This window comes from Shewanella sp. (assembly GCF_047975355.1).
Lineage (GTDB): Bacteria > Pseudomonadota > Gammaproteobacteria > Enterobacterales > Shewanellaceae > Shewanella.
Genome location: NZ_JBKEDJ010000020.1, coordinates 64,133 through 87,422, shown reverse-complemented (window position 1 = coordinate 87,422; position 23,290 = coordinate 64,133). Strand labels below are relative to the sequence as shown.

The following is a 23,290-nucleotide window of genomic DNA, read 5'->3' as shown; positions in this document are numbered from 1 at the left end:
CGGTTACAGCAAATCGGAGTTGGGAGGTGGTGTGGTTAACCCGAGATCAGCGGTTTGAATCGCCCAACTTTGGACCGCAATACGTTTACTCGCATGATTCATCAAGGTGAGTTGGGGTTGTGACGTAGAGAGATAAAGTTGTGCTAGACAATGGGTTTTACAGTGGTTGGTGAGGGAGTCTTGGCAATGCAGCATACATTCGTCAGGAGGACAATCTGGCATAGTACAATCCATTTTGCCATCGGCCATTTGCATGCTGGGTGCATCGTGGAAATCATTTATCGCTGAAGTTGGCATAGCATTCACCATCGCCGATTGGGCGATAAGTGAAAATAACAATGCTATGGTGATCCAAAACTTAGCCATAAAAAGCTCGATAATTGTGTGTCTACTCTTAAAGACCCATAAAAGTCCGGAAAAGTTTCATCTAAAGTTCATTTTTTTTACTTTTATAGGAAAAACTATCTGACTAGAAAGTAAATAATAGATGAAATGTAGCGTTGATCACATTTTTGTATTCTAAAAATGATTTCATTGTCATAGCTTCTTAAGGTAGTACTTAATCACAGTCAGTACTTTGCGGCAATAATGGCTATGATTGTATTAGCTTTAGTTGAAGTGCCCTATAACTCTGCTAAGCTGGTTTTAGTGAATTGCCGTATTCATAGTTAGAGCTAGGTCTCATTTTGCGCCTTTAAGTTTAAATTAATGGGCATTTTTAGGCTTAATATCAAATTTCTATTAAGTGAAAAAACATAAACTAATCTTATAAAAACTAATTTTGACTATTTTTTGGAGATAGAGTGATGAACTGGCGTGCACTATTTAAACCAAGCGCAAAATATTCCATCCTGGCGCTGATCGTCGTCGGTATTGTTGTCGGTGTTGTAGGCTACTTTGCAACCCAGCAAACCTTACATGCGACAAGCGAAGACGCATTCTGTATGAGCTGCCATAGCAACCACTCATTGAAAGATGAAGTGTTAGCTTCTGCCCACGGTGGTGGTCGGGCAGGTGTGACTGTACAGTGTCAAGACTGCCACTTACCCCATGGTCCAGTTGATTACTTAATTAAGAAGATCATCGTATCTAAAGACTTATACGGTTTCTTAACTATCGATGGCTTTAACACTCAAGCTTGGTTAGACGAAAACCGCAAAGAGCAAGCAGACAAAGCATTAGCTTACTTCCGTGGTAATGACTCTGCGAACTGCCAGCACTGCCATACTCGTATTTATGAAAACCAGCCTGAAACTATGAAGCCAATGGCTGTGAGAATGCACACCAACAACTTCAAGAAAGACCCTGAAGCGAGAAAGACCTGTGTGGATTGCCACAAAGGTGTAGCTCACCCCTATCCAAAAGGATAAGGTCTAGCGCTTCAATAGCCTGATATCCAAATAAAAAGCCCTCAAAAGAGGGCTTTTTGCTTTTCAGGTATTAATTTGATTGAGATAAAACCTGTTTCCGAAAAACCAAAAGACTAAAAACACCGAAAACAAACACCTGCAGATAATCTTGCTTGCGTAATGTCAGCAGGTTTTTAAACAGCATATGGAAGATGGCAACTTGGAAGCAATGCATCAAGCAAGTAATGCCAAGTAAGATATTGAGAATAATGCCGATATTGCCAGCAAAAGGCATAACAAGGTTATAGGCCATCATCAGCCACGCGATTAAGGTGATGGCTTTGCCCATATTGATCAGTAGCGACATGCTATTCCTCGGTGTTAGCCGGAGAGTCTTCGGCTTGGTATTGGTATAAACGATAGCTAACTTGTCCTGCTGTCTTGTCTTTGAGCGGTTGCCAAGTCGCAGGGACTGCCATTTGGGTTAATTCCGACTCAATCTCCACATAAATTAGCGCGCCATCATTAAGCCAACCTTTGCTGTCCAATAGCTGAATGGTTTTTTCTGCCAAGCCTTTACGGAAAGGTGGATCGATAAACACCACATCAAACCCTTGCTCGCAGCCATTTTGCAGCACGACTAGAGTATCGGCGTTGAGTACCTCGGCATTGTCGCACTTGAGGGTATTGAGATTCGCTTTAAGTTGCATGGCGGCAGGACGTTGCAACTCGATAATCTTGGCGTAACTGGCGTAGCGCGAGAGAGACTCAAGCGCCAAGGCACCACTGCCACCGAAACAGTCGAGTACCCTTGCGTGGGCAATATCATTGGCGAGCCAGTTGAATAGGGTTTCACGGACTCTATCCGTGGTGGGGCGCAGGCCATCGAGGTCGTGGATGGGCAGTTTGCGTGAGCGCCACTGCCCGGCGATGATCCGCACTTGGCCGCTGCTGGCTTTCTTATTGGCCGTTTGACCCTTGGTCACTGGCTTTTTATTTGCACGATTATTAACCAAAGTGCCCCCGTGATTTTGCCTGAAGAAAGAAAGTGGTAGACTATGCCACCTTTATAAAGGCCACTATTTTATATCAAAGTCCTAGTAAAAGGTGAGAAGGCTGATAGAGCAGAACTAATTGCCGACTTTTTGGGCGTAATTGCCGCGGTAATCTGGTATAACGGCAGGGTCTTATTTTAAATTCAACACTGAAGTAGAGCGCTGGAATTACACATGGCAAAGAAAGGTTTTTTCTCCTGGTTTCGTAAAGATAAATCACAAAATGAGGTTGTCGAGCAAACCCCAGTCGTTACTCCATCGCAAACCGAGCAAGCCGAAGCATTAGCAAAGCAGCCAGCGGAAGAAGCACGTCTCGCGGCTGAAAAAGCGGCTGCAGAACAGGCTCTAGCCGATAAGTTAGCTGCCGAAAAAGCAGAAAGACTCGCCGCCGAAGAGGCGCGCCTAGCAGCGGAGCAAGCACAGGTAGAATTGTTAGCCGCTGAAAAAGCAGAAGCGGAAAGAATTGCTGCAGAGCAGGCCGCAAAAGCCCAGGCTGAGGCGGAAGCTCTGCGTCTTGCTGAAGAACAAGCAGCACAGTTAGCAGAACAACAGGCCGCCGAAGCCGCGCGCTTAGCAGCGAAACAAGCTCAGGCAGAACAGTTAGCCGCCGAAAAAGCTGAAGCAGAAAGAATCGCTGAGGAGCAGGCCGTAAAAAAACAAGCTGAGGCGGAAGCCCTGCGTCTTGCTGAAGAACAAGCAGCACAGTTAGCAGAACAACAGGCCGCCGAAGTGGCACGCTTAACGGCAGAGCAAGTTAAGGCAGAACAGTTAGCCGCTGAAAAAGCTGAAGCTGACAGAGTTGCAGCAGAACAAATTCAAGCCGAACAACCCCTTGAACAACAACCCGAACCTCAGGCAAAACCCGCTAAAGAAAGCTTCTTCGCTCGTCTAAAACGCGGGCTGATGCGCACTAGCGAAAATATTGGTAGCGGTTTTATCGGCCTATTCCGAGGCAAAAAAATCGACGATGATCTGTTTGAGGAACTGGAAGAGCAGTTATTGATCGCCGACGTAGGTGTAGAAACCACTTCTCGCTTGATTAAGAGCCTGACCGAGCACGCGTCTCGCAAGCAATTAAAGGATGCTGAAACACTCTACGATCTGCTACGTGATGAAATGCAGAAGACGCTCGATCCTGTGGCGATTCCCTTAGTGCCTGAAAATGCTAACGGTCCCTTTGTTATTTTAATGGTCGGTGTTAACGGCGTGGGTAAAACCACCACTATCGGTAAACTGGCGAAACAATATCAACGTCAAGGCAAGTCTGTCATGTTAGCGGCGGGTGATACCTTCCGCGCCGCAGCGGTCGAGCAATTACAGGTTTGGGGTCAACGCAATAATATCCCTGTGGTGGCTCAGCATACGGGCGCCGACAGTGCCTCAGTGCTCTTCGATGCGCTGCAAGCGGCCAAGGCCCGTAAAATTGATGTCTTGATTGCCGATACCGCGGGTCGTCTGCAAAACAAGTCTCACTTGATGGAAGAGCTAAAGAAAGTCGTGCGGGTGATGAAGAAGCTCGACCCAGAGGCGCCGCACGAAGTGATGCTGACCTTAGATGCTAGCACTGGCCAAAATGCCATCAGCCAAGCGCAGTTATTCCAAGAGGCCGTTGGCGTCACCGGCATGACCATCAGCAAGCTCGACGGTACCGCTAAAGGCGGCGTGGTGTTTGCGATTGCCGACAAGTTTAAAATCCCGCTACGCTATATTGGCGTGGGTGAGCAAATTGATGATTTGCGTACCTTTAATTCTAAAGAATTTATAGATGCCTTGTTCACTCAAGAAAAAGCGGATAGCTAATTTATGATTGATTTTCAGCAGGTCAGTAAGATTTATCCTGGTGGCCAAATGGCACTGGAAGAGGTGAATTTTCATCTACAAAAAGGTGAAATGGCATTCTTAACCGGCCATTCGGGCGCGGGTAAGAGTACCCTGTTGAAATTAATCACAGTGATCGAGCGCGCAACCACCGGCCGAGTGGCGATTAATGGCCATGATATTGCCAAAATCAGTCCTAAACACGTGCCCTATTTGCGCCGCAATATTGGGATGATTTTCCAAAACCATCATCTATTGATGGACAGAAGCGTATTCGACAACGTGGCCTTACCGTTAGTGATTGAAGGTTTCTCCCACGGTGAGATCCGCAAACGTGTCGCAGGTGCGCTGGATATGGTGGGGTTATATGGCAAAGAGCGCCATAACCCCATTATGTTATCCGGTGGTGAGCAACAGCGTGTCGGTATCGCCCGCGCCATTGTGAATAAGCCGCCACTATTGTTGGCCGACGAGCCAACGGGCAACTTAGACCCTAAGTTGTCGATGGATATTTTGCGCTTATTCGAAACCTTTAACGATGCAGGCACTAGTGTGCTTATCGCTACCCACGATCTGGGACTTATCGCGCGGATGAAGTACCGCACTTTCACCCTGAAACAGGGTCGTATGCTCGGCGCACAGGAATTACACCATGGACACGCGACTGCTCGAGGTGATGGGCTATGAGTGACAATGCCAAACTAACGCGCAGCAAGTTGCCCATCTCGGGGCGTATCGTGATGTTTTTTATTCGTCATGTGCAGCAAGCCATGGCGAGTATGGGTGAGTTGTGGCGCAGCCCGGTTTCTTCTTTGATGACGATGGCGGTTCTCGGGGTGAGTTTAAGCTTACCTGCGGCGCTGCAAGTATTAGTTAAAAATGCCGAGACTATTACTAGCTCTTGGAACAGCGCGGCGGAGATTTCATTGTTTATCGATGAGAATCGCAGCGAGCAGACGATTCAAAGTTTACTGACTCGCATCCGGGCCTATGCCGAAGTAGAAAAGGTGCAGTATATCGACCGCAATCAAGCGCTCGAAGAATTTCAGCGCCTGTCGGGGTTTGGTGAGGCGTTAGCCTATCTCGATAAAAACCCTCTGCCAGCGGTGATTACCGTGACGCCGACTCAGCGTTATTCGACCCCAGTGGGTGCCCGTGAGTTGTTGTCTAAGCTGGAGCGCGAGCCTGAAATCAGCTTTGGTCGCTTAGATATCGAATGGCTAGAGCGTCTGCAAGCTGTGGTGCGCTTACTCGAACGTACCGTGATGGCGATTGCAGCCTTACTGGTGCTCGCCGTGGTGTTGGTGATAGGTAACACCATTCGCTTGGCGATTATGAACCGTCGCACCGAAATTGAAGTGATGAAGCTGGTTGGTGCCACTGAGTCCTTTATTCAGCGCCCCTTCCTTTATACAGGCATTTGGTACGGGGTCATTGGCGGTGTATTGGCTTGGCTTATCATTAACTTATTGGTTTGGTATCTAGATTCTGCCCTAGCCGAGTTGCTCGGTTTGTACGGCAGTCAGTTAGAGATGAAATCTCTGACCTTTACCGAACTGCTACAATTAGTGGGCTTAGCCTCCTTCTTAGGTTGGCTGGGTTCTTACCTTTCGGTAAGGCAACATTTAAGAGCGATTGAACCCTCTTAATGATCAATACCTTATAGTTTAAATACCTTGATGAACATGGCAGGCGATGAACTTTTGTTCACTTGCAATGTCTATTCATCGGGGTTAAAAGTAACACCCTAGACGAGCGATGGTTGACATACTCTGTCAATTAGCCGATAGTTCGTCAGCTCATCCTTAAGGTGTTTTGAGTTAAGCCACAGGATGAAATCGACTTATATTTGATAAGTAGCAAGAAAGTAGGAGCGCGAATGACCTTTCAAACGCAATCAATGGCACTAACAGTCCCTCAGGGCAGCAGTAGTTTAGAAGCTTATATCCATTCAGTGACTAGCATGACAATGTTAGACGCTGAGACTGAGTATGAGTTAGCCAAGCGTTTGCAGGAAACGGGTGATCTGCAAGCGGCGAAGCAACTGATTATGTCACACTTACGTTTTGTGGTGCATGTTGCTAAGGGCTACTCAGGTTACGGTCTGCCACAGGCGGATTTGATCCAAGAAGGCAACATCGGTCTGATGAAAGCGGTTAAGCGCTTCGATCCCGATGTGGGTGTCCGTCTAGTGTCTTTTGCTGTTCACTGGATTAAAGCCGAAATTCACGAATATGTGCTGAAGAACTGGCGCATTGTTAAAGTCGCAACCACCAAAGCACAACGTAAGTTGTTCTTTAATATCCGTAAAGCGAAAACTCGCCTCGGTTGGTTTAGCGATGATGAAGTCGCAATGGTGGCAGAAAACTTAGGTGTATCTAAGGCCGATGTGACTGAGATGGAATCACGTATGGCGGCGCAGGATCCTGCGTTTGACCTCAGCAGTGATAACGATGATGAGCAGGATTTTGCCCCTGTACATTATCTCGAAGATCATTCATCAGATTTAGCCGAAAACATCGAAAACGATAACTGGGAGTCCAATGCCCAAGGTCGTTTATTATCGGCCATCAAAACCTTAGACGAGCGTAGCCAGCATATTCTGCGTGCCCGTTGGTTAGACGATGATAAGACCACGCTGCAGGAATTGGCAGAAACCTATCAAGTCTCAGCTGAGCGTATTCGCCAGTTAGAGAAAAACGCCATGAACAAACTTAAGGCCTGTATGGAAGCCTAATTAAATTAGGCTTTATCTCTTTGTTGGAATAGAAAAACCTGCTACGGCAGGTTTTTTGTTTTTTATATCTTAAATCACTAGCTGTTACCCTCTCAAATCTATTTAGATATTCACTGTCTATAGCGCATTTATCCGATATTGAGATAGGAAAATTCCTACTAAGCAATCGTCGTCATCCGATTTTGATTCATGGTTGGTATTGGTAAATTTATCTCCAGAGTTAGTCGGCATGATTTTTTAAACAGTGCAGTGATGTGGAAAGTCATAACCACCGTGAGAGTGTTATTCAATGAATACAACTGATGGGTCGTTATTAAGTCCACGTTCTGAGTAATTATTTGAACTGTTAAAAACCTCTTGGTCCAAACGATTGTTGTTAAAACCTTGGTAACAGTTTGCAAGAGAATTTGAATCTAATAAGGAGTTTTCGATGAAAGCAAATATTTTAATGGTTGCGGGTATAGTTGCTTTAGCTATGAGTTCTCAAGCGAATGCTGCAGATGGCAAAATCACTTTTAACGGTAAAGTGGTAAAAGCATCTTGTGATGTGAGTGCTTCAGCTAAGGATTTTACTGTGAGCCTGCCAAGTATTTCTACATCGGCAATCGGTAGCACATTAGGGGATAAGGCTGGTCATACTGCGTTTTCTATCAAATTAGAAAACTGTGCATCTCAAGATACTGTGGCTGAGAAAGTACGAATTGCATTCGTAGGTACATCGGATGAAAACAATGTCTATGTACTGAAAAATACCGCCGCAATAAATGCTGCAACTGGTGTAGGTTTACAGCTTTTACAGCAAGATGGTTCAACTATTATCGATATCAATAATGGTTCTAATAAAGATAAGCAATATACCATCCCTGCAAAAGGTGAAACTCCAGCCGCATTAGAACTTCATTATAACGTTGCTTATGTGAATACCGCTGGTGCAGCAATAACTACAGGTGATGTCGCTGCAGTTGCTACTTATTCTGTCGAATATAACTAATCATATATTAATTAAGGATAGGTTTAATACTTATCCTTAATTAAAAATGAGATTTTTCAGCAGTAATTGAAATGCTAAAAATTTTATTTAAATTAGCTTGTGGCGTTAGTCATTGTTTAACATATTGATGCTTAAGTCAAAATCATAGTGATTTAAAGTGAAATTTAACTGATGACTTATTGGTTGACATAGGGGAAGTGTAATTAGTTTAAGATAAAGATATTCGTTACCTTTCCTATGCAACATATCTCAGTTGTTTTGCTATTTGTATATCTATTAATAGCTTAGCTTTCTCAAGCTGATTCAGAGGGTCCACAAGTGATTAGGCTCATATTCATTTTTTCTTTTTTTTTTTCAGCTTACAGTCATGGAAAAATTGGTTCAGGTGAATATGACTTAGACTTTCTTAGTGGAACATCTGAGTCTATTGGTGGTGATTGGCTAAAGTTTGGTCTTGAGCCAGGATTTCACTCTGTTGGAGTAACACTCGATAATATCTATGATCTAACGATGAAAGTCGAGTTCATTAATGTTGTTGAAGATGTTGTACCATGCTTCACGGCTAAACAGTTAGCTATTCTTGGTATTGTGAAACCACTGGTGCCTAAATCTTGTTATGTCATGGAAGATATTAATGAGGACGCTACCTATGATTATTCTTCTAGTCGTTCTACTGTTACTCTTCATATACCCGATGTCAATAAGGTAAAGCTTGATCGTAAATTTAAAGCGAGTAAAGAGTTATGGGATCATGGTATTAACCATGCAAAGCTTAACTATAATAGCTATTTATCAACAGATACAGATGGTTATAATAATAGCTATATTGCATTAAATGCATTAGCAAGTCTAGGTCGTTGGCGATTTGTAGGTAGTTCTTCATATTATCGAGCAGATAGCTTCTCTAGCTATAATATTGGTGATTTATATACTTATACTGATATTGATAGTATTTCATCACAATTAAGCTTTGGGCAAATTAAAACTTCATCAAGAAGTAATGTAAATTCCTCTATACCACTATCAGGGGTAAGGATATCTCTATCCGAACAAATGATTAACCCCAAGTGGAATTCATATGCACCAATTATTAAAGATAGAGTTAATTCTACCTCTGCTAAAGTTACCATCATGGATGGAGATAAAGTCGTTTTCAGTAAGATCTATTCCACTGGTGAGTTTGTTATCTCTGATCTAGATATTCAAGCGGTAGGTTCTACATTAGTTTTAGTTATCGAGGAATCTGATGGTACGGTAAGAAAGAAGGGTGTAGTTTACTCAAAACTACCCAACATGCTTAAATCCGGTGCATATGACTATAGTTTCTCTTTAGGTCAATATAGAGGCAGTGGTTCTACTGTAGAGGAGCCTTATCTGTTTACGGGTAAGTTTGCTTATGGCTTCTCGCGTTTTACACAAGAGGCAAGCTTTATTGTATCAGATGACTACCGCTATCTAGAGTCAATTTCTACCGTTGACTTGGAAGATATTGGTGCATTTTCCCTTGGCGCTGGCATATCCAGTTCAGACGAATTTAATGAGGGGTACATGTTGCAGGCCTCTTATGCGAAGTATATTGAGAATACTGATACAGGTATCCAATTTGCTGGAACGCAATATCGTTCGAAAAACTTCAAAACATTACAGGAATCTCTTGAATATTCTTCTAGTTATTTAAACATAAAGAATAAAATTGATATCTCTATGAATCAAAAGGTTGGTGATTACTATCTCTACTTTGGTTATAGAAGAAATTCATATCACGATAGAGCTGTAAGAGCGGATGAAAGTCTTTATTCATCTTTCAATTTCATGTTAGGGCCTGCGACTGTAGGCATTAATGTGAGTAAGGACTATTACAATGATAATGAATCAGAAATCAGTTATGGTCTTAATGTGTCCGTACCTTTTGGAACTAAAAACAGAACAATTGTTTCGGATTACTTGTCTGGAAATAATAATGGAAGTTTTAATAATACCTTAGGCATTACACATTCGAATACCAATACAACCTATAACCTTTCAGTTTTAACTAATTCAGGAGCGGATAATACGACTCATGGAGTGTCTGGCTCAGTCAACAATAACTCAAAATATGGCTATTTTGGTGCAAGAGTGGATTTGGCTGAGAGTAATGAAAAGCTAACTCTATCGGGTTTTGGTGGTATTATTGGATATGAGGATGGTTTTGTTTTAGCTCCTCAGGTTGGTGAAACTACGGCGATTTTTGATTTTGGTGACGGTGCGGAAGGCGTTATTTTAAACAACGATATTAACAGTCAAACCAATTCAGATGGCGTTGGTGTCGTACCTTATCCTGTGCCCTATGGTTATAACCAAATTAACATAGATACTTCTAAAAGTCCTAATGTATCAGTTTTTAATGGTAGCGGAGGATTTGTCCCAAGAAGAGGTGCGACGATATTAGTTCCTGTTAAAGCACGGGTAGGGGTTCGTAAGTTGGTATCAATTGACTCTAAAGTTGACTTTTTTACACAGCCTGTGTTTGAAAAGGCGAGTGGTAATCGTATCTCTTTTGTTGGGACGGATAATATTGTTTACATTCCAGGATTAAAGTCTGGTAAGACGAATGAGTTTTATATTGGCGAAGATGAAAAGTGCAATTTTAATGTAGATATGAATAATCATAACGATAAGTTAAATGACTTAATTAATATTGTATGTGAGGAATGATTTTGAGAAAATTATTTATTGCAAGTGTTTTTTTACTCTGCTTTAACACTTATGCAAGTGTTAAACCTGTTTATACCCGTGAAGTGATTGGCACTGAAGGTGAGTATAAAGTCGATATTATTAATACATCAAATGCTAATTATTTGGTTCAAAGTTGGCTTGAGGATTTGTCTGGCAACAGGAAAAAACTCCCTGTAGTTATCACTCCTCCAATTTTTGAAATACAAGGCATGGAGAGAGGGATAGTGCGTCTTGCGCCTATCACTGCCAAGTTACCTAACGATAGAGAAAGTATTTTTTGGCTAAATATTCAAGAAATCCCGAGTAAAACAGAGTCACCCAATACACTTAAAATGGCGATTCGTAGCCGGATTAAAATTATCGTTAGACCAGAAAATGTCGCACAAGCTGGCTTAGAAGAAGCATCAAAAAATTTAAAATTTTCATTACGTAGTACAAATGGGAAGAGCTACTTAGTTGCATCGAATGATAGTCCTCACTATTTAAGTATGGGAGAGCTGAGTATTGTGAATGATAAAAGTTATGCTTTCCCTGACCGATTTAATATGGTTCCTCCCTTCGGAGAGCAAAGCTATTTAATTCCTGATGGTATGAAAAAGGGAATTATGAAAATTAAGCATGGAATTATTAATGATTATGGTGGGGTTGAGCATGTTTATGAAAACAATGTTGAATGATCTAACGAAGATACATTTTAATAGTGTAACAAGAACTGTAATGCTTTTCTTCTTGCTGTTTTCCGCTAATATTTTTGCCCTTCCTACCAGGGATGGCACATGTGAAGGGACAAACCTTAGATCTAGTTTTGAAGGAAAAGGTCTTGTCTATGGTGATAAACCCTCAACTGGTAATGAGAGTCAAGGTTTTATCATTTTAGAATTTGATTATATTTGCAAACCATTTTCAAATTTAAACAGGTCCATGAGCTTGGCAACATACAATCTAAACAATAGTTATGGCTCCGGTGAAGCATATAGAACAAACACTTGGGGGCTTGTTTATCAATCGTTATTAACGAGGGAAACTATTTCGACACAACCAAATAATGTGCACTTGAAACATTTCAATGTCAATGAAATTTCAGCAGATGGTTTTTTCCGAGGTTCTTTAAGAGTCCCTATGTTTATGGCAGATAAAAATGGCTTTATAGGAAATGGGGCGGGAGGTAGTTTCTCTGCAGGTTCGATGAGAGGAGTGACACTTGAGCGCACATTCGATATAATTTTTACAGATGGTTCATCGAAAAATAATGTATTTTCAAACTACAATCTTGGGACTGATATCTATGTTTATGATAGTACTTGTACGATCACGAGCGATACCATTATTGAAGTAGGTGAAATCTACTCTGGAAGAGTATTCTCTAAACCGTTTTCAATTTACTTATCCTGCGCAGACCCAGTGAGTGTTAGTAATAATACAAAAACAACATTTACTAATGCTTCTAGCTCAAATGTCAGCTTAGGCTCAAACAATGAGGTTTTACATTTTTCAAATGCAAGCGGTGTCAAAACGAATATGCGTATTACTGATACTGCAGGCAATCCAGTTATTTTTGGCGTTGAAAATGAGTTAAAAATACAAGCATCTGCCTCAACCCATACCATTACTTATTTGGGGTTATTTCAAGCGCTAAGTGAATCCACACTGGGGGATTTTTCATTCAGTGTCAATTTTACCCTTACTTATAATTAGACTTTGTCTCATACCCTCATACCAAACTGTTAAAAAGTGCTGTCCTACCTGAATCTTGGCTAGAAGTTCAGTCTCAGGTAGGCTTCAGCTTGCTAAGCCCTGGATTCTTAGCTAGTTTCCTTGCTCCGATGAGATATCTAAATAGGCTTTAATTTCATTCTCTAGAATTTGGATCGATTTGCCCATTTTACTGACGTAGTAAGCAAATTTAGTGTTATCAGCACAGTTTTCTAACATCTCACAATCAAAAACTATTTGAGTCGCATTGATAATTTTGGCTGCGCCCTTAATTCGGTGCGCATGCTTTTTCATCATCTCGACGTTTTCTTCAGTTAAGGCTAGCTGTAGGGATTGTAGATCTTCTTGATTGGTCTTTAGCAGTTCGCTGAGTAACTTATAACTGAGTTCTTTATTGTTACCCGTGAGATTACTAATCATCTTAGGATCGAAACCCGATGAGGATGAACACTTATCCTGCTTAAAGGTTTTAATGGTTTTATCTAGGTCATTCAAACTTATTGGCTTAAATATACAGTCGTCCATTCCCGCAACTAGGCAGGCCTCTTTGGCCTCTTTTTGAGCATTAGCCGTGTAGCCAATAATGACCGGCTTAAATCTGCATTTATCTTCAATTTGACGAATTTCTTTGCTCAGTTCATAACCACTCATCACTGGCATATTACAATCGGTTATTACGAAATGGTATTCGCTGTTGTTAAACATGGCTAAACCAACATTACCGTCTTCGGCTTCTTCAACGTAATGTCCCAAATGTTGTAATTGTTGCGATAGCAATAAGCGATTTGAAGGATGGTCGTCAACGATCAGAATATTGAGCGCATCAGTATGATGGGGCTCGTCATATTCGATTTCAGTGTTTACATTGTGAGCTTGTTCAAGTTTTGTAAGTGGGAGCCGCATATAAATAGTGGTGCCTTCACCCTCTGAACTTTCAAGTTTTAAGCAGCCATTCATCATTTCACATAGCGTTTTGCTGATCATCAAACCTAGCCCAGTTCCACTGCGAGTATTTTTTGTATTACTCACTTGGCTAAAAGGAGCGAACAGTTTTTGTTGATTGTCAGCAGATATACCAATACCAGTATCTTTGACTGTAAATAGAATCCGATGACCTTTCTCGCTATCAATTTCACTGGCAACGTTAATGTTGACAGAGCCCTTATCGGTAAATTTAATAGCATTACCAATTAGGTTTGAAAGAATTTGCTTTAAACGCATTGGGTCAGCCAAGACGTCATAGGTTATTGCTGGATCGAAGTTAAGCTGGAGAGCCAACCCCTTTTGCCTTGCTAATCCATCAAATACACGAACGACAGAGGTGACGAGTACTCTTAAATTTACGCGAGTAGGAGACAGGGTTAACTGACCTGCTTCGATTCGTGCAATGTCTAAAATATCGCCAATTAACTCTAATAAGTCATTGGCTGAATCATAAGCAACTCGGATATGGTTGATATCGAATTGTTTAGTATTGGCCCGTGTTAACGCCAATTCCAACATGCCGATAATAGCATTCATTGGCGTACGAATTTCATGGCTCATGGTTGCCAAAAAGGTACTTTTGGCTTGGCTAGCACTGTCAGCAGCTTCCTTCGCCTCTTCTAAGTCTTGGACGAGCTGTATATGCTCAGTGATATCAATCCAACCGCCTACAATGCCATGAAATTCGCCGGACTTATCAGTGTTCGACTTTATCCACTGCCGAATATGGTAGCTTTTACCCTCAACCAAAAACTCTTTATTGATAAAAATAGTTTCATCTGAATGCGCAGCATTAACATAATCACGTTCAAAGTTAATCGGGTCGATATGTGGACCGAAACTATCTTTTATTCTCTTATTAATGACTTGATCTTTATCGACTTTAAGAACCCTTAAATAACTATTATTGCAATGGGTTAATTCATGATTTTTATTTCTAACATAAAGTGGATGAGGTAATGTGTCTATGATCAGTTGCAGAAACTCAAGTTGTTGGCTTAATTGTTCTTGAACTTGCAGCTTTTCAGCATAATTTGAACGTGTGTAAAAGGTCCAAACTAGCGAGATCAAAATCAAAATGGCAGAAAATATCACTATAGTGTAAATAGTGTATTTATAATCAATCCAACTTTGATGGGTGGGGACTGCATTCCGATGCCAACGATTCTCTGACATCTGTATTTCATCTGGTGGGATAGTACTTAAGGTTTTATCTAAAATTTTTCTTAATATAGTGTTTGACTTATCTACACCAAATGCCATTGATATATTAGGCACTTCATCGATAATTCTAGTTATTTTGAGGCTATCTTTAAAATTGCTGGCAATATAGTAATCAGCAAGAATGATAGGTGCAATTGTTGCTGAAGCACTGTCTGTAGATATATTGTAAAATGATTCAATATAGCTATTCGAAACAGTGATATCTGCGTGTGGTTCGATATTTTTAATATCTGCTTTGCTAAGGGTACCATCGGGAATAACGATAGAGTCAAATTCGGTATTGGGTGTGTTGTTCTTAGTTACTAGCACATAAGGTGAGTTAGAAAATTCCTGAGTCGTGATGATGTTTTCATTCATAACATGGTTAGCATTGACTATTGCCAAGTCAACACTTTTGCTAAACAGAGAGCTAATATGTTCTGAATATCTATTTGTCAGTTTATAATGAAACTTTAACCCAGAGTAAAGTTGGATTAAATCTAGTATTTCAATACCATAACCATCTATATTATTGGCATTATCTATATAGGACAGTGGCGCGGAGTATTTGTGAATGGCTACTGTTAAGTTTCTGTTTGTTTTGATCCATGCTTTCTCTTCGTCGGTAAAGGCGGGAAGCTCAGAAGGTAGTGGGATAATGTTACCTCCTCCACTCCATTTTTTACGTATGAGCATCTTTTTGTCAGAATTGATACTGCCCAATGCTTTGTTGATGAGTGCAAGTAAATCAAGTTTTTCCTCTACAGCGGCAAATGCATTGCCATGCGGGTTCAGTGCAATATTGGTGTCAAATTTTAGCTTATTAGGAAAATGATTGTTGACTATGTAATTCGCTGAAACCAAATCAATAATCACTGAGTCAACTTGGCCAAAAACTACAGCGGCTATAGCGGCCTCTCGAGTCGGAAATTTTATGAGTTTTCTCTTCGGATATAATTTCTTTATAGCATCATCAGGCAAATACTCGTAAGCCATTGCCATTGTTTTAATTTCGGCACTGGGTCCGATATCACTACTACGGAATATTGAGGGTTTATCTTCAATATATGGCTCACTTAATACCAATCCAAAGAGCTTATCGAAATCATTTGCAGTGGTTATAATATCAACTTCACCACTTAATACGGCGGCGATAACCCTGTCCCGTGATGGATAGTATTTGATGTTGATATCAATCTCTAGAATATCAGAAATTATCTGTAAGTACTCGGCACTGATCCCCTGATAAAATGTTTTACCTTGATTGATGATGTCATAGGGTGGGTAATTGTAGCTTGATACTCCTACATTTATTACACGGTATAATGATTTGATATTTTGATCATTGGGAGTGAGTGGGATAACGAGTTCAGATTGCTCTATAGGTTTAATCGAGATGATAGAATCGCCATTATTTCCACTTGCTTTCGAGGTGTTTGATAATATGCAACTGATAAAAAAAAAGGTAATAAGCAAAAAATATCTCATACTAAATTATTTCTCTTTGCTATCTCTATAATGTCAACAATATTTTTAATATTTAATTTTTCAAATATTCTAGTTTTGTAAGTGCTTATTGTTTTATTGCTAAGTAACATCTTCTGGGCAATTTCATTATTGGTAAACCCTAGTGCAAGTTGCCTGAGTACACTCATTTCTCGAGTCGATAGTTTTTTTATTAGGTCAGATTCATTGCAGTTCACTTGATAAGTGTTACTGTTGCTCATAATTGGAAAATAAGCATGGCCTGATATAATCGCGTTTAAAGCGCTAGAGACTTCAATGAGATCCTTATTTTTTGAAATAAATCCTGCAGCTCCGGCAGTAATACAACGGGAAACAAAATGCTCTGATGGTTGTGCTGTTAATACCAATATGGGTGGACAGATAGCTAATTTTTTAGCCCTCTCAATCACTTCCAAGCCATCTAACTGTGGAATATCTATATCAAGAATGATTGCATGGGGAGACAACTCTTTCATGAGTTTAAGCGCATCAACACCATTGTTTGTTTCACCGATAATGTCAAATCCATTTTGCTCAAGGAGTATTTTTAACGCTAGAACGACTACAGGATGGTCATCAACAATTAGTATTTTCTTATTCATCCACGAACTCCATATCAAATGAAAAACAATTTTATCCTTTGTAAATATTAAGTGCGAAATGATACATGCCTGTTCGGAGTTTTCCTACGGTATGTTCGGCTGTTTCCTTTGTTTGATTATCATAAAATTAAATAAATTGGGCTATTTGGTTGCAATCATTACTATTTCTTTGTGTCGCTCATGATTGTACCATTTTGTATCATTCTATATTTCTAATTTAGCATTGGATATTATATAGGTCATTAATTATAACTTTAATCTAAGTTTGAATGATTTATATGAGATTTAAGTAATTTAAAGGTCTTTTATGAGTAATATTCGAGTCGTAATTTTAGAAGAGCATTCTTTTCAACGTGCAGTACTCGAATCGAATCTGGCTTCTTTTCCTGATGTTGATGTATTCTCATTCAGCTCTGCTAAGGATGCGATTATTTGGTTTGATAATAATTATCGTGCCGATATTGTGATCTGCGATCTGATGATGTCAGAAATGGATGGGCTCTCTTTTTTACGTGAGGCGAATTCAAAATATAATATCTTTTCGGTAGTACTATTTAGCTGTATCGATATGGAGTTGAGGCGCGCCGTATCGCAGATGATTAAAATGCTTAATTTGGAATACTTAGGGGATTTGAATCAAAGCCCATCAGTAGACAATTTGCACATTATGCTGGATAAGTATGTCGAGTTACGTAGTAAGAATGACAGCATTATTTTCCCATCAGTAGTAAAGCAAGTTCCTAAAGACTTTTCCTTCGAAGACCTTAAAAAAGGATTGGTAAATCAGCAGTTTTCTGGTTTTTACCAGCCAAAATTTGATGTCGAGGGGTTTAGCCTCTCTGGAGCTGAAATGCTTGCGAGATGGCACCATCCTCAATTGGGTCTATTGGCGCCTGCAACTTTTATTGAGCCTTTAATTTTTTATGGCTTACTCGATGAGTTATTTTTGCAACTGTTTGAACAAGGGTGTCGCTTGCAACAGCGGTTACAACACGTAAATCGTAATATTTCATTGGCCTATAATCTCGACATCTCTCAGCTGAATTGCCCTAAGCTGGTTTATCAAATCTTCGAAATCGTAAAGAGTTTTAATATACATCCTCGATTTATTACCTTAGAGATCACTGAAACAGGGCTGTTAGCTGCTCCAACGTTTAACATGGAAAACCTTATTCGCCTGCGGATGCAGGGGTTTGAGCTTGCCATGGACGATTTTGGCGCCGCCTATTCCTCATTAGCGCGTTTGTGTGAGTTACCATTTTCACAGATTAAGCTAGATAGTTGTTTTGTAAGAGAGTTAGGTATTGAGCCAAGATGCCAAGCGGCGATTTCCAGCGTGATAGCGCTATCACAGGCATTGAATATGGATCTTGTTGTCGAAGGAATAGAAACAAATTCGCAGCTGAGCCTATTGCAGCAGTTAGGTTGCACTATAGGGCAAGGTTTTTGTTTTTCTCGCCCTATTGATGAACACACTTTTATTCAACGTTTTTTACCCCTAGGGCTTGAACTGGGGGAATGCCAAGAGGTTAGTGTTGAGTGTGAGCAGTGACCAATGTTATTAAAATTTTGCGATTCACTTTTAAACCCGTTTGTTCGGTATTTTCTGGCCAAGGGTAATAGTGGCGCGGCCTTTTAAAGCGAGCAATTTTATCGGCGAGAAAGACTTCAAGCTCAGCCTCTATTGCACTCATATCTTGGCTTATGTTGCCGTGGATAATGGTGCCGCGGATTATGGCTGCGGGGAGCTGACCGTAAGTGGCATCTGGTTGAGGGAAGACAATTGCCTCATCAATTAGCGGATGAAGTTTTAGCGCCGCTTCAATCTCTTCTGGCTGAATGTTCTCGCCGCCACTGATAAACATATTATCGACGCGACCAAGGATCTTAAGATTGCCATTGGCATCCCATTCGCCTCTGTCTTTGGTATAAAACCAACCGTCGGCGTCGAGTGGTTTTTCGATCCCTTTCTCGGTGAGATAGCCCATAAATAAGCAATCTCCCCGCACCCAAATTACGCCATCGATAATTTTTAGCTCACGTCCTGGGAGTAATTTGCCACTCGTGCCATCGCTCAGTGCTGGGCCTGTGGTGATTTGCGAGCCCATTTCCGTCATGCCGTAGCTGGTAAAGCTCGCAATATGCCGCTGTTCGAGCTGTTTCAGTAAATCGACGGAAACAGCGCCGCCGCCGAGCAGTAGGGCTTTAATGCTGTTGAGCGAAGCCTGTTTGTCGGCGAGTAGACTGAGTAATTGTGTTGGCACTAGGGAGACATGGGTTAAGGCGTCGCGCTCGATTTGTGCCTGTAGCGGGAGAGTGTGCTCTGGCAGTACCACAGTCGCTGCCACTAAAGCGCAGCGATTGAGAATGGCGAGGCCACCAATATGAAACAGGGGTAACGACAACAACCAAGCATCACCCTTGATTACCGGGATCAGGCTGCGGGCGCCCTCGGCATTGGCAATGTGATTAGCAAGAGTGTGCACGGCCGCCTTGGGAAAACCGCTAGAGCCAGAAGTTAAGATCACATTACTTGGGCGATAAATATCAAAGGCTTTCGCTGCTTCGTCAGTGTTTGGACTTGCGTCGAGACTAAAATCTAGCGTGAGTTTATGGCTACCCGACAAGGCCATCTCCACTTCGCTCCAATAGAAAGGGATTTGGTGGCTATCGACAAGCCCTTGAACTTGCGCCAGCGGAAAGCGCGGTGAGATAGGAAAGAAGATGGCGCCAATATCCACACAGGCCCAATACAGGCAAATCATCTCCAGATTATTGCGGCTGATGCACGCCAGTGGTTGCCCTTGGCCAACACCTATGCGCGTGAGCTGTTCACCCAAGGCCAGCACCATTTGGCTTAAGCGGACATAGCTGACGTCCTGCCCATTGCACTTAACTGCCGTTTGTGTGGGCGAGGTGAGCGCAGCGCAATGTAATGGCGAGATACCTTGCAGTGGAATGGATTGGGATGATGCCCATGCTTGAGATTCGGACATTGGCGACTAATCCGGCTGCGTACTGGCGACAAGCTTAAGTTGATGAAGCTTCAAGCATTGTGGCTTGCCGCTTGGTACGATTAAGTCTTGGCTAAAGGCGGCCAAGGTATCGAGCCCTGGAATTTCATCGGGCGTCAGTATGGCGGCTAAATGGGCCAAGTCATTGATGCCTAAGCTGGCCTCAAGGCTTGAGCTTAAGATGCAGCGCACGCCATGGCTGTGAGCCTCATCGATAAGGCGCTGAAGTTTTTCAATACTGCCAAGTAGCATGGGTTTGATGATGAGCGCCGTGAGTCCCTCATGCATCACAAATTGATAATCCGGATCATTGAGGTATTCATCTAAGGCGTAGGGCAGAGGAATGGCGCGATACAGGGTTTGATTATCCTGCGGGTGCTGACAAGGTTCCTCAATATATTCAATGCTCTCTAGCGGTAAACAGGCGGCAAAATCGAGAGCCTGCTCTAAGCTAAAGCCACGGTTGGCATCTAAGCGCAGCTTGAGATCGGGTCTCTGGCCTAAGATGCCATAAATCAGGCCCAACTCATCTTCCATTGAGGTTTGTGCTACTTTCACTTTGACTGAGCGCACGCCGCAATCGAGACTCGCAATGTTAGCGATCAATTCGGTTTTGGGCGCGTCCGACGGCTGATAGATGAGCGGCACTGTGGTGGTAACTGGGCGCACTGTATCGAGTTTGCCGCTGAGTTTGGCATGTAGCAGGCTTAAGCCAAAGGCAATGGACGGATAGGAACTCGCTTCGGCCTGCTCGAGCAAGCAATCAATTGATTGGTTTTGCAGCTTGGGTAATAGCGCCACTAAGGCCTGTTGAACCTCATCGAGGCTTTCACGGCTAAAGCCTAATAATGGCTGTTGGTCGATATCGAACCCTGAGAGTGGCGCGATTTCAACATACTGCTCACGCACTTCACCTTCGGTTTGCGCTTTTGCCTGTAGTACTAAGCCAGCTCTGTAGTCAATGCGTTGTTTACCCACAGGCAAAAAGCGGTTTAAGGGCAGGCGATATAAATACAAGCTAAGTGAAGTTAAGATCATATTTTCCCTCAATTTATCTGTTTCAAGTCATCGACTTTTTAAGCTTTAGTGCGCTTAAGCAGGCGACTAATGCCGCTGGATTGGCTTGATGTATGTTATGCCCAGCCTGTTCAATCTGATGCAAGATGATGGGGTGTTGCGCTTGCCAAGCCTTTGCTATTGCGGTGAATTTCGCATCTTGGCTGCCCGCAAAAAAATGGCATTCACAGCCAAGGCTTGCAGGTACATCCCAGAGAGGGGCTTGGCGAGCCAGCGATGTGGCTAAAAAAATCTGTTTTAGCGTTTGCTTGGGATGTTGCTCGAGCAGCGCCGCACGCTTGGCTATCAAGGCATGCCGAGCCTTGTCGGACATATCGGCAAACACCGCCTGTTGATACCAAAGCTGTAAAAAATCCCGACTGCTTAAGCTGAGTAAGCGTTTGGCCCACAGGTTGTCGTTTTTACTGCGTGCGGCTTGCTCTGCGGTATCGGTTAGCCCGGGATGACAGGACTCTAGCCATAAGCTCAAAACGCGCTGCGGATACGCCTTTGCAAAGTGCAGAGCGATGCGGCCGCCGAGGGAATAACCGTAGAGATAAAAGGATTCAATACCAAGACGATCGAGGCGACTGATAATGTCTTGAACACAATGCTCAAAACCATTGGCGAGCGTCGATGGCAGCTCATGCTGATTATCGCCGTGTCCGGGTAAATCGAGGCAGATACAGTGAAAATGCTGGCTCAGTGCGGGGATAAGCGGCAGCCAATCGGCCTTAGTCCCTAAAAAGCCGTGAAGCAGGACTAAGTTTGGCTGCGAGACTTCCCCGTAACGGGCCACGGTTGGCATTAGCTTTGTTTCACCCATAAATTCAGCGCGGCGATCTGCTCGCTGGCTTGGTGTTGGCTTACACTGACTTCGATCACCGAGGCGCCCTGATAATCCAGCGCTTCGTGATAACAGCTTTGGAAGTCGGCTAAGTTATCCACTTGATTATATGGCAGATTAAACATGGCAGCGGCGTAACCAAACTCTAGGCCATGGCTTAAGCGGTAGTAATCACTGCGCAGCTCCTCGTTGGGAACGGGCAAGAGATTAAAGATATTGCCGCCGTCGTTGTTGAGAATAATGATCACCAGCGGGCTGGTTAAGCTGCGGGCAATGGCAAACGAGTTGAGATCATGCAGCTGGGATAAGTCCCCAATAATCAAGCTGGTCGGTTTACCTTGATGCGCGGCAATGCCGCAGGCGGTGGCCAGCAAGCCGTCGATCCCCGATGCGCCACGGTTGGTGTAAGTGGTGGCCGTGCAACAACTCACTGGGGCGTACATATCGTATAACCGCACGGGCAGACTATTGCCGATAAACAATTGCTGCTCTAACGGCCGCGTATTGGCAATGGCGCGGATAACCTGCGCCTCACCAAACTCACCTTGATCGATATTACGCACAAATAAACTATGTAATTCATCGTTGTAGGTGACTAAGGTGTTGGCCCAATTAGCCGAAGAGGAACGATACCAATTAAGTTGAGCAAATTGCGCGGCGTTGGCGTGCCAAATGTGTTTGGCATTATGGCTTGGATCGAGTCTGTCCTGCTGTGGCTGCACTTGCCAGTAACTGTGCCAGTTTTGCTCGGCAAGGTAAGCAATCAAACGCTTAGACAATAAGCGTCCACCAAACACCAGCACGCGATCCGCCTCTTGTAACAGATTGCGCGCCTTGGGATGTTGCAGTAGTTGGTCAATATTGCCGATCGCCGCCGGATGTTGTCGCAGTTGCGACTGGGCATCGGTCAGCAAGGGCCAACCAATCTTCTGTGAGAGGGCGATGAGTTGCTGTGGATCTTGCTCCGGCGTGAGCGTACCCGCAATGATCACGCCCTTGCCGTGGACGAAACGCATAATAGCGTCATCGCTCGGGCTGCTGAGTTGTTCACTCTTACCGTATTGAGTGTAGGGTCTGGCGTGTTGCAACCAAGTTTGCAGTGGCTTGAGATAAGGCGATTCGCTATCGAGAATGCTGCCGTTCATCTCACTCGGATATAAGGGTTCACGGTACATGCAGTTGATATGCACTGGGCGTGTTTGGTTTGCCACCGCCTCATCGAGTGTTGTGAGCAACATCTGCGGCGCAATGTGCGCATCCGGCGTAGGCAGGTTTACCTGCTGGGCATAATTGGCAAAAATCGCCGGTTGCACAATGGCTTGATTGGCGCCACAGCCGAGTAATTCTGGCGGTCTGTCACCGCTTAAGACAATCAAGGGCACATGGGTGAGCCAAGCTTCGACTATCGCAGGATAAAGGTTGGCGACGGCCGTGCCTGAGGTGGTGATAATCGCCACCGGAGCGCAGCTGGCTTTGGCTAATCCGAGGGCCATAAAACCTAAGCCACGCTCATCGAAATGCAAGTGACGTTTAAGCTTAGTTTGCTGAGCCGCGGCTAAGGTTAGCGGCGTTGAGCGAGAGCCCGGTGCCATACAGACATGCTGCACACCAAGACGTGCTAATTCTTCCAGAATCAATGCGCCCCACATTAGGTTAAGTGTGGCTGTGTTTTCGGTTCGCATAGCAAGATCTATCAGGAT

Annotated in this window: 19 protein-coding genes; 10 read left to right on the top strand and 9 right to left on the bottom strand. The window is 43.0% G+C overall.

What is annotated here, in order from left to right; genetic code table 11:
• Nucleotides 1-3 precede the first annotated feature (3 nt).
• The gene (locus ACK5NH_RS07740; protein ID WP_416918913.1) at nt 4-366 is read right to left on the bottom strand and encodes a hypothetical protein; all 363 of its coding nucleotides are present in this window, start codon (nt 364-366) and stop codon (nt 4-6) included.
• Between the two features lie 440 nt (nt 367-806).
• Between ACK5NH_RS07740 and cymA the strand changes: the two genes are divergently transcribed.
• Nucleotides 807-1,370 carry a NapC/NirT family cytochrome c CymA gene (gene cymA, locus ACK5NH_RS07735; RefSeq protein WP_416918911.1) on the top strand — a complete coding sequence of 188 codons (564 nt, stop codon included), beginning with the start codon at nt 807-809 and terminating at the stop codon, nt 1,368-1,370.
• 70 nt (nt 1,371-1,440) lie between these two features.
• Here the strand turns inward: cymA and ACK5NH_RS07730 are convergent, their stop codons facing one another.
• Together ACK5NH_RS07730 and rsmD are read right to left on the bottom strand one after the other, a co-directional pair.
• A complete protein-coding gene (locus tag ACK5NH_RS07730) occupies nt 1,441-1,716 on the bottom strand; it encodes a DUF1145 domain-containing protein (RefSeq protein WP_416918909.1) in 276 nt (91 codons plus the stop codon).
• Between the two features lies 1 nt (nt 1,717).
• Entirely contained in the window at nt 1,718-2,365 is a 648-nt protein-coding gene (gene rsmD, locus ACK5NH_RS07725) for a 16S rRNA (guanine(966)-N(2))-methyltransferase RsmD (RefSeq protein ID WP_416918907.1), read from the bottom strand.
• A 213-nt stretch (nt 2,366-2,578) separates the two neighbouring features.
• On the opposite strand from rsmD, the gene ftsY reads away from it, so the two are divergent.
• The 8 genes from ftsY (at nt 2,579) to ACK5NH_RS07685 (ending at nt 12,360) form a co-directional block, all read left to right on the top strand.
• Entirely contained in the window at nt 2,579-4,204 is a 1,626-nt protein-coding gene (gene ftsY / locus ACK5NH_RS07720; protein ID WP_416918905.1) for a signal recognition particle-docking protein FtsY, read from the top strand.
• A gap of 3 nt (nt 4,205-4,207) precedes the next feature.
• Nucleotides 4,208-4,909, top strand: coding sequence for a cell division ATP-binding protein FtsE (gene ftsE / locus ACK5NH_RS07715; RefSeq protein ID WP_011718689.1), 702 nt, complete (start codon nt 4,208-4,210; stop codon nt 4,907-4,909).
• On the top strand, nt 4,906-5,871 hold the full coding sequence (gene ftsX, locus ACK5NH_RS07710) for a permease-like cell division protein FtsX (protein ID WP_011624493.1): 966 nt from the start codon (nt 4,906-4,908) through the stop codon (nt 5,869-5,871). The genes ftsE and ftsX overlap by 4 nt, the downstream gene beginning before the upstream one ends.
• A gap of 230 nt (nt 5,872-6,101) precedes the next feature.
• Nucleotides 6,102-6,959, top strand: coding sequence for an RNA polymerase sigma factor RpoH (rpoH, locus tag ACK5NH_RS07705; RefSeq protein ID WP_011624492.1), 858 nt, complete (start codon nt 6,102-6,104; stop codon nt 6,957-6,959).
• Nucleotides 6,960-7,389: 430 nt separating this feature from the next.
• A complete protein-coding gene (locus ACK5NH_RS07700; RefSeq protein WP_416918902.1) occupies nt 7,390-7,950 on the top strand; it encodes a fimbrial protein in 561 nt (186 codons plus the stop codon).
• A gap of 318 nt (nt 7,951-8,268) precedes the next feature.
• Nucleotides 8,269-10,644, top strand: a complete 2,376-nt coding sequence (locus ACK5NH_RS07695) for a fimbria/pilus outer membrane usher protein (RefSeq protein ID WP_416918900.1) — start codon at nt 8,269-8,271, stop codon at nt 10,642-10,644.
• A gap of 2 nt (nt 10,645-10,646) precedes the next feature.
• The gene (locus ACK5NH_RS07690; protein WP_416918898.1) at nt 10,647-11,342 is read left to right on the top strand and encodes a molecular chaperone; all 696 of its coding nucleotides are present in this window, start codon (nt 10,647-10,649) and stop codon (nt 11,340-11,342) included.
• Nucleotides 11,284-12,360 (top strand): fimbrial protein, encoded by a 1,077-nt coding sequence (locus ACK5NH_RS07685; RefSeq protein WP_416918896.1) that lies wholly within the window; start codon nt 11,284-11,286, stop codon nt 12,358-12,360. The genes ACK5NH_RS07690 and ACK5NH_RS07685 overlap by 59 nt, the downstream gene beginning before the upstream one ends.
• Before the next feature lie 111 nt (nt 12,361-12,471).
• Here the strand turns inward: ACK5NH_RS07685 and ACK5NH_RS07680 are convergent, their stop codons facing one another.
• Both ACK5NH_RS07680 and ACK5NH_RS07675 read right to left on the bottom strand, forming a co-directional pair.
• Nucleotides 12,472-16,053 carry an ATP-binding protein gene (locus ACK5NH_RS07680; RefSeq protein ID WP_416918894.1) on the bottom strand — a complete coding sequence of 1,194 codons (3,582 nt, stop codon included), beginning with the start codon at nt 16,051-16,053 and terminating at the stop codon, nt 12,472-12,474.
• Nucleotides 16,050-16,673, bottom strand: a complete 624-nt coding sequence (locus ACK5NH_RS07675) for a response regulator (protein ID WP_416918892.1) — start codon at nt 16,671-16,673, stop codon at nt 16,050-16,052. The genes ACK5NH_RS07680 and ACK5NH_RS07675 overlap by 4 nt, the downstream gene beginning before the upstream one ends.
• A 307-nt stretch (nt 16,674-16,980) precedes the next feature.
• Between ACK5NH_RS07675 and ACK5NH_RS07670 the strand changes: the two genes are divergently transcribed.
• Entirely contained in the window at nt 16,981-18,225 is a 1,245-nt protein-coding gene (locus tag ACK5NH_RS07670; RefSeq protein WP_416918890.1) for an EAL domain-containing protein, read from the top strand.
• Here ACK5NH_RS07670 and menE read toward each other — a convergent pair.
• The 4 genes from menE to menD are packed head-to-tail and all read right to left on the bottom strand — an operon-like array spanning nt 18,203 to nt 23,272.
• Nucleotides 18,203-19,669 (bottom strand): o-succinylbenzoate--CoA ligase, encoded by a 1,467-nt coding sequence (gene menE / locus ACK5NH_RS07665; protein WP_416918888.1) that lies wholly within the window; start codon nt 19,667-19,669, stop codon nt 18,203-18,205. The two genes, ACK5NH_RS07670 and menE, sit on opposite strands and share 23 nt — an antisense overlap.
• Nucleotides 19,670-19,675: 6 nt before the next feature.
• Entirely contained in the window at nt 19,676-20,725 is a 1,050-nt protein-coding gene (gene menC, locus ACK5NH_RS07660; protein ID WP_416918886.1) for an o-succinylbenzoate synthase, read from the bottom strand.
• 22 nt (nt 20,726-20,747) lie between these two features.
• The gene (gene menH / locus ACK5NH_RS07655) at nt 20,748-21,551 is read right to left on the bottom strand and encodes a 2-succinyl-6-hydroxy-2,4-cyclohexadiene-1-carboxylate synthase (RefSeq protein ID WP_416918884.1); all 804 of its coding nucleotides are present in this window, start codon (nt 21,549-21,551) and stop codon (nt 20,748-20,750) included.
• Nucleotides 21,551-23,272 carry a 2-succinyl-5-enolpyruvyl-6-hydroxy-3-cyclohexene-1-carboxylic-acid synthase gene (gene menD, locus ACK5NH_RS07650; protein WP_416918882.1) on the bottom strand — a complete coding sequence of 574 codons (1,722 nt, stop codon included), beginning with the start codon at nt 23,270-23,272 and terminating at the stop codon, nt 21,551-21,553. The genes menH and menD overlap by 1 nt, the downstream gene beginning before the upstream one ends.
• Nucleotides 23,273-23,290 lie beyond the last annotated feature (18 nt).